Source organism: Thalassotalea agariperforans (assembly GCF_053470345.1).
The window spans coordinates 159,838-167,147 of sequence record NZ_JBQMWH010000009.1; the positions used below are offsets into that span (position 1 = coordinate 159,838).

At 37.3% G+C, this 7,310-nt stretch carries 6 protein-coding genes; 5 read left to right on the plus strand and 1 reads right to left on the minus strand.

Going from position 1 to position 7,310, the window contains the following annotated elements:
* Window positions 1–40: 40 nt before the first annotated feature.
* The 4 genes from ACSLUO_RS12690 to ACSLUO_RS12705 all read left to right on the plus strand — a co-directional run bounded on the left by ACSLUO_RS12690 (window position 41) and on the right by ACSLUO_RS12705 (window position 4,059).
* A complete protein-coding gene (locus tag ACSLUO_RS12690) occupies window positions 41–2,122 on the plus strand; it encodes a sensor histidine kinase (protein WP_448248954.1) in 2,082 nt (693 codons plus the stop codon).
* 12 nt (window positions 2,123–2,134) lie between these two features.
* Window positions 2,135–2,779 carry a response regulator gene (locus tag ACSLUO_RS12695; protein ID WP_448248955.1) on the plus strand — a complete coding sequence of 215 codons (645 nt, stop codon included), beginning with the start codon at window positions 2,135–2,137 and terminating at the stop codon, window positions 2,777–2,779.
* A 137-nt stretch (window positions 2,780–2,916) separates the two neighbouring features.
* The gene (locus tag ACSLUO_RS12700) at window positions 2,917–3,378 is read left to right on the plus strand and encodes a hypothetical protein (RefSeq protein ID WP_448248956.1); all 462 of its coding nucleotides are present in this window, start codon (window positions 2,917–2,919) and stop codon (window positions 3,376–3,378) included.
* A 99-nt stretch (window positions 3,379–3,477) separates the two neighbouring features.
* The gene (locus ACSLUO_RS12705; RefSeq protein ID WP_448248957.1) at window positions 3,478–4,059 is read left to right on the plus strand and encodes a uracil-DNA glycosylase family protein; all 582 of its coding nucleotides are present in this window, start codon (window positions 3,478–3,480) and stop codon (window positions 4,057–4,059) included.
* A gap of 358 nt (window positions 4,060–4,417) precedes the next feature.
* Here ACSLUO_RS12705 and ACSLUO_RS12710 read toward each other — a convergent pair whose 3' ends face one another.
* On the minus strand, window positions 4,418–5,365 hold the full coding sequence (locus tag ACSLUO_RS12710) for a helix-turn-helix domain-containing protein (protein WP_448248958.1): 948 nt from the start codon (window positions 5,363–5,365) through the stop codon (window positions 4,418–4,420).
* Between the two features lie 209 nt (window positions 5,366–5,574).
* Here ACSLUO_RS12710 and ACSLUO_RS12715 point away from each other — a divergent pair, with 209 nt between their 5' ends.
* A complete protein-coding gene (locus ACSLUO_RS12715; protein WP_448248960.1) occupies window positions 5,575–7,224 on the plus strand; it encodes a hypothetical protein in 1,650 nt (549 codons plus the stop codon).
* Window positions 7,225–7,310 lie beyond the last annotated feature (86 nt).

Consider the following 7,310-nt stretch of genomic DNA (forward strand, 5'->3'; position numbering starts at 1 on the left):
TGACTGGTTTATTGCATTAGGTTTTTTCATTAAGGTTGTTATGATTGTTAAATTGTTGCTTTTGATCAGTTTGTTATTCGCTACCGGAATATCGGCTGGCGAAATTGTTGATCCGCGCAATCTTAAAGAACAACAAGTGCTGCTAAGTAAAGCAGAGCTTAATTTATCAAATTGGCCGGTTGCCCGCATTCGGCAACTTGAAGAACGCCGTGATCGCTTAATCAAAGAAATTTCTCAGCTACCAAGGCATTGTCCAATAATTTCAGACAATCACTTAGGCTATCATTCATCTTTAAATTTCGATAATGGTATGGAAGTTTCTGATGTACATCAAATAGATTTTGTTTTTGAACGTGCTCATTACGTCGAGTCTATTGCTTTAGTGCCAGCATTTAACCCGTTAAAACCTTATGGTGGCTCTTATGCCTTTCCTAAACGTTTTAAAATTGAAGTTGAAACACATGATGGTGCTGGCTTTGAAGAGCTAGTTAATTGGTTAGAGCAAGATTTTCCTAACCCAGGCTCTTATCCTGCCTTTTTTAATAACATCGATAAAAGCTTTCATAAACTTAGGATCATAGTGCCGGCAAAACTAGAATCTTCGATTAAAGATCATTTTGCTTTAGGTGAAGTTTATATTTGGGCCAGTGATGCTCAAACCGGCTCGATTGAAAATATTGCCAGTTTTACCAGTACCAAAGTGTCAGCCTCAAGTCGTTACGAACAGCCGTCGAAGTGGCAACTTGATTATTTAACTGATCAAGATACTGGACTCGGTTTTCCAATAAAAGAACAAACAGAAGCTCGTGAAGATGTTTTGATCATTCCAACCATAGGTCATGAATTAGACCAAGCCATTGAAATTTTAATTGATTTAAATAAACCACAAAACATCAGCCGTATTGATTTTTGGCCAGGTAAACCCAGCAGTAATGTTATGTTGCCAGATTTTGGTTTTCCAGAAGATATTATTGTCGAAGTGGCGAATGAGCCTCAGTTTATTAAGCCAACGATATTATCGGCTGAATCAACAGGGGAAAAATTTGGTACGCTTTTTTCGGTAAACGCCAACTCACAAAAATGGCAGTATATTCGTATTCATCTGACAAAGTTACAAGAAATAAACAAACAACGGATTTTAGGTCTAGGGGAAATCGCGGTTTATGATGCTAAAGGGCAATTGCTTAAAAGTCCCGTCATTAAGACAACCGGTATTCCCGACATTTATCTTGAACAATTACCTCAGTTAATGGACGGATACAGCTGGGGGCGGCAGATAGTGCCAGATCGAGATTGGATCATGGGACTGGCTCAAAGAAGGCCGCTTGATCAGCAACTTAATTACGTAGAAAGTGAAATAAAATCAGCCCATGATTACTGGGAGTGGTTACTGGTTAGGATTATTGTTGGCAGCGTTGTTGTGGTATTTTTATTATTAATTAGCGCTGTTTTGCTCTATCAACGGTACCAGCGCCAGCATCTACTTTTAAAACAGGGAGATAGAATTAATCGTGATTTACACGATGAAGTGGGTAGTAGCTTAGGCAGTATAACTTTATTGGCGGATGAACTAGCTAATAAAAACGAGAATAATGTTCTAGGTGAAGATCTTGATGATCTAGCCTTAATGGCCAGAGAAGCTAATGCGTCATTACGAGAAATTGTTTGGCATAATGATGGCAAATCGGTGTATTTACCGCAGCTTTTACAAACATTATTCGAACGTGCTCAAAGGGTACTTAGAGGTGTTAAAGTAACTCACGTTGTGCCTGACAACTGCCCGAATATTAAAATATCATTAGTGATCAAACGGCATTTAACACTCTTTTTCAAAGAAGTTATTCACAATTGTGCCCGTCATTCAAAAGCAAGCGAATTAACTATAGTCGTTACTATTGATGAAACGGCGTTATCAATTGAGGTGGCTGATAACGGTTGTGGTTTTGACCTGACACAATCTCATCAAGGTTGGGGCTTAAATAATTTAACCGAGCGAGCTAAAGAGATAGCGGGCGAGGTTAGTATAAAAACAAAACTGAACCAAGGCGTGAGTGTTAAATTAACGGTTAACTTGAATATGCTCAGCAAAGATCTTGAGCGAAGCTACCAAACGTCGAATTAAGCATGGGATAAAATGATGACGCCTATTACTGTTTGGATTGTTGAAGATGATGCTACTTATCGCAGAACCTTAATACGGGTTATAGGTCGAGCCGATATTGTCGCGGATTGTCGTACTTTTCCCTCTTGTATTGAGTTTTTTTCTGCACTTAACAGCAGTGATGAACACCCAGATCTCGTCCTTATGGATTTAGGTTTACCTATTATGGGAGGGGTTGAAGGGATCAAAAAACTAACGCTTGAATTTCCAGACATTAACGCTGTTGTATTAACGGTATTTAGCGAAAAACGTAAGGTACTAGAAGCTCTAGAGGCAGGGGCTTCCGGTTATTTACTTAAATCAGCAAGTGGCACCGAATTGTTAAATGGTTTAGCCGAAGTTGTTAAAGGTGGCTCGGTTCTCAGCCCTGAAGTTGCTAAAATTGTGCTACAAAACCTTCAAAAGCCAAACCAACAACCCGATTATAAATTAGCTGCACGGGAAATTGCTGTTTTAGAGCAATTATCGTTAGGACAAAGTGTAAAAGAGATTTCACGTAGTTTAGATATTTCTCAAAGCACCGTTTCAACCTACCTCGCAAGAATATATGCCAAACTACAAGTACAGTCACAATCAGGGGCTGTGGCAAAAGCATTACGTAGTGGGATTATTAGTTAAGCTCTAGATCAAAACCACTAGACCACTACTTTAAGTTTGACTATAGAGTTTTGCTCATATATATATCAAGCCTAAATTAATTATCTATCAATGTGAAAGATAGTTAATTCCATATGCAGTCTTTATAAGGATATTTTGTGACAAAACTACTAACAGTACTTGCTTTTAGCTCAACATCAGTATTTTCTTTTAATTTATTTGCTAGTGAACGACCTTTCCTAGAGCTTGGTTTGGGCGTTGAATATGGTGGGCTTGGTACGCAGATTTATTTGCCATTAGTATTAGATAATATTGATGTATATCTTGCAGCAGGAGTTTTCTCATACTCTAGGCGAACTGATGAAGAGTATGGCCTTGGTGCAGGCTTAAATTACTACTTAGAAAAAAATCATTCCGTCAACCTGTACTATGGCGTGCTCAATGAAGAAAGTTATTTAAACGATCAGTTCGAAGTTCAAAAAGAGCAAGATTATGGCCTCTCTGTAGGTTACAAATATTATTTTTCAAATCGAAACCAATCTGGTTTTACTCTAGGGGCTACATTTAATGTGTATGATGGCGACACATATCCAATGTTTAGTCTTGGCTATAGATATTAGCTAAAGGTTTATTCATACCGAGGCTATAAAATTAGCCTGTTTTTTGTCAAAAGTTTAGACTGCTCAATATCAAAAATTAACACAACTAGAGCCTAAATTATGAGTAAAATACCAACATTGCTTTCGAATATTCGCTCTTGTCATCTTTGTCATGAACATTTGCCACTGGGGCCAAGGCCTGTGATTCAATTTGATCCTCGCGCTAAGATCCTTATTGCAGGACAAGCGCCGGGCAAAAAAGTACACGAAACCGGCATTCCTTTTGATGATCCTAGTGGTAAGCGTTTGCGGGAGTGGTTAGGGATTGATAATGACGTTTTTTATGATGAAAAACACATTGCGATATTACCTATGGGGTTTTGCTTTCCGGGAACGGGGAAATCTGGAGATTTACCACCTCGGCCAGAATGTGCGGCCACTTGGCGAGCTGAACTGCTTGATAATTTGAAGCATCTGGAACTCACACTTGTCATAGGAAAATACGCGCAAGAATACCATCTTGGCAAAAGCGGTTCTTCGGTAACGGAAATTGTCAGCACATGGCAAACTTACTGGCCTGAAATAGTACCACTCCCTCATCCTAGCCCAAGAAACAATCGTTGGCTGCGAAATAATCCGTGGTTTGAAGCCGAGTTAGTGCCACGTCTTCAAAAACGTGTATCAGAAGTATTAAAGCGGTGAGCCTAGGTTATTTACATGACCAGTTGTTGGAACAAAATGCCGTTTTATGTTTTTTAAACAAGCATCGTTCACTGTGTATTTTTGCTTTATAAATTATTTAGCTGGCTTGTATGTTCTTATGCAATCAACATACATACGGTTTTTACTCTTATTATAAAGTTCCGCCATGTTAGAACTAATTTCTTTTCTAACACACCAAACGTGATCATCCATATCAAAGATTATGCGCATAGCCCGATCTATAAATTTAGTTTAAGGATCGTTTAAATCATCGTCTGTGGATAATGTTCTGACTAATTTATCAGCTAAATAAAATTCCGTACATGGTATGGTTTTTAATATAAAAATCAATTTTTACTTATGGACTTTTATTCATTTGTAATTTACGCCATTGATTAGGGGGAAAACCGAATTTTTTTTTGAAACAACGAGTGAAATATTGACTATTTGAAAATCCCAAATCAAAGGCTAAATCGGTTATAGATGAAACCTTGTTATTAATAAGTGCATGAGCAGCATGTTGTAGTCTGCAACGATTTAAATAAAGCATAGGACTAGTATTAGTTAATTGATGGCAATATTTACTAAAAGCAGATCGTTTCATATCACAATGTGTAGCCATTAATTGTAAAGTCCATTCAAACGCCGCAATTTCAGCATCAGTCTTTAATTCTTCAAAAAATACCTCAACAGTTCTGGCTTTAGTTGTTAGTCGCTCTTGAGTCACAATATTTTGTGTTCTTAATAATTCAAGTAAAGCGAGAAGTAATTGATTTAAATATATTGTGATATGTGAAAAATAATCCTTAATCGTCTTCGATACTATGTAAGTCTGTAAACGTTTAAAAATATGTAATATTTCATTATTGGCTTGCCAGGCTGGATGTTCATTTCCGCGTAGCAATTTTTCTAGTTCGTCCATATTTTCAGCCGTTAATACACACCAATTAGGCCATTGCCAAGCTTGATTTGGTTGACGTACACCAACATCTAAAATGATCCAATGCAGCCGTCCTGGTGCTAAATTTGGATCGCCTATTTGATGCAATTGCCATGGTCGGGTAATAGTCAATGTTTTTGCAGGTGTTGAGTACTTTTTACCATCTACTATTAATGCATTATTGCCATTTTCTTGAAAACAAATTTCTATGCCCTCGTTACTATGCGGTTTAATTCCCCAGTCCTGCTCATCTACTACATCCATAAAACCCATACTACTAATGCCTAACAATAAATTTTTCGGGATGATTTTTCCTGGGTAATTTCCATTTGATATAGCTTTAAGTGCTATTTTTTGTTTTTTCATATATGATACAGTATAATTAAGTATAAATTGTATTTGTGTTATTTACCAACAGTAAAATAGTGCAAGTAGTATTTGTATTGATAGGATAAATTTATAGGCTATTTGTGAAATTAGACGGAATACGGCTCGAAATTGAACCAGCAATGGATGAATTTTAATCGTTTAGTGAGTGTCGTATTTTCAAAAAAATATTATAAAAAGAGATGTCAATGAAACAATTTAAATATACTAAATTAGCGGCAATTTTATTATCTGTTGCTGTTGCAGGTTGTGTGGGTGGAGGGAGTTCTTCAGAAAGTTTGGAACTTTCACCGACTCCAACACCAGAGCCGACTCCAACACCAGAACCTACTCCAACACCAGAACCTGATGCTGCAGAAGTGACTATTACCATAGATTTAAATACTAAACAGTTTTATGGCAATGTGAGCCGTTTACAACGTAATAAGTTTTTCAATATGCATGATAATTTTGGTCACAATGAATATGATGATTCATTTGTAGACTTGTATGTTGATGAATATCAGGTAGATCATGGCCGTCAATTTTGGGGACCGTTTTCTCAAAACATATTTAAAAACCAAATCGATACTGATGGTACCTACCCAACAACTGCCCAAGCAATAACTAACGGAGCTTCTGGTAGGTCAGGATCTTTGAGAAATAAAACATCAAATCGAATGGTAATCACCGAGCGTCATAACCATCCTTTATATAACCCTGATAACAATGATCCGGTCGAAGCAGGACGTTGGGCTGCTGATTATTTTGAGCAATATTTTAATGACCAAAATCGCCCACTATTTTATGAGCCGATGAATGAACCTTTTGTTCATGCAGCTGACTATGCTGAAATCCTTGAGTCTTGGGAGTCAAATATCGATGGCAGAGTATATGCCGGCAAAGACTCACAAGCTGTAAGTGAATATATGGCGACTATTATTAATGAAATAGGCAAAGAAATTGATACTCGTCCGGAGTTAAGTGAATTACAAGTTATTGGTTTTGCTGATGCTTATCCTGCGTTCGAAGTGCGTAACTTTGGCAACTGGGAAAGCCGTATGAAAATGTTTATGGACACTGCCGGCGCTAACGTTGATGGATTTTCCACACATATCTATGACGGTATTAACGTACAAGGTGAAGAAACCAAGCGTTCAGGCAGCAACTCAATGGCAATTCTTGATTTGATTGAAACTTATTCAATGTTTAAGTGGGATGTAGTAAAACCTCATGCAATTACTGAATACGGCAGCATTGTCCAACAAGCAAACCTTGAATATAGCGAGCGAGATAATAGCCAAACAATAAAGTCGTTTAACTATATGATGCTTGAGTTAATGGAGCGAGAGGACAAAATTTTAACCTCTATCCCTTTCATCACAGGCTTTACCAGTTGGTACTGGACTGCAAATGGTGGAAATCCATACAATTCATCTATGTGGCGACCTAATCCAGATAACCTGATCATTAATGGTAATCAAGCGTCATTTAAACCAGATAGTGAAATAGTGGGCGATAAATATTTATTAAATAAGAACCATTTATTTCTCGAATTTTGGAAAGATGTTGATGGTACGAGAGCCGAATATCACAACAGCGATCCAGATGTGCAAGTTGCCAGTTACGTAGACGGTAATAAAGCATATATTATATTGGCCAACATTGAAGATGGTGAAAAAGACATTCAACTAAATTTATCTGAAATGATAGGTTACAACTATTCATCGATTAAGATTGAACGTCTAAAAGTACCATTTGATGCAGGTGCTACTTTAACATCAACAATCAATGATACTATCTCAGCAAGTGTTGATGTGAAGTGGTCAAGTCATATTGGCCACGTATTTGTAGTTTAGCCAGTATCTTTTCTCTGACTCATTTGGACTTAAACCAGCATTGTATCTATGTGGCCTAGTCTGATTGTAATAACCAATGATGTAAT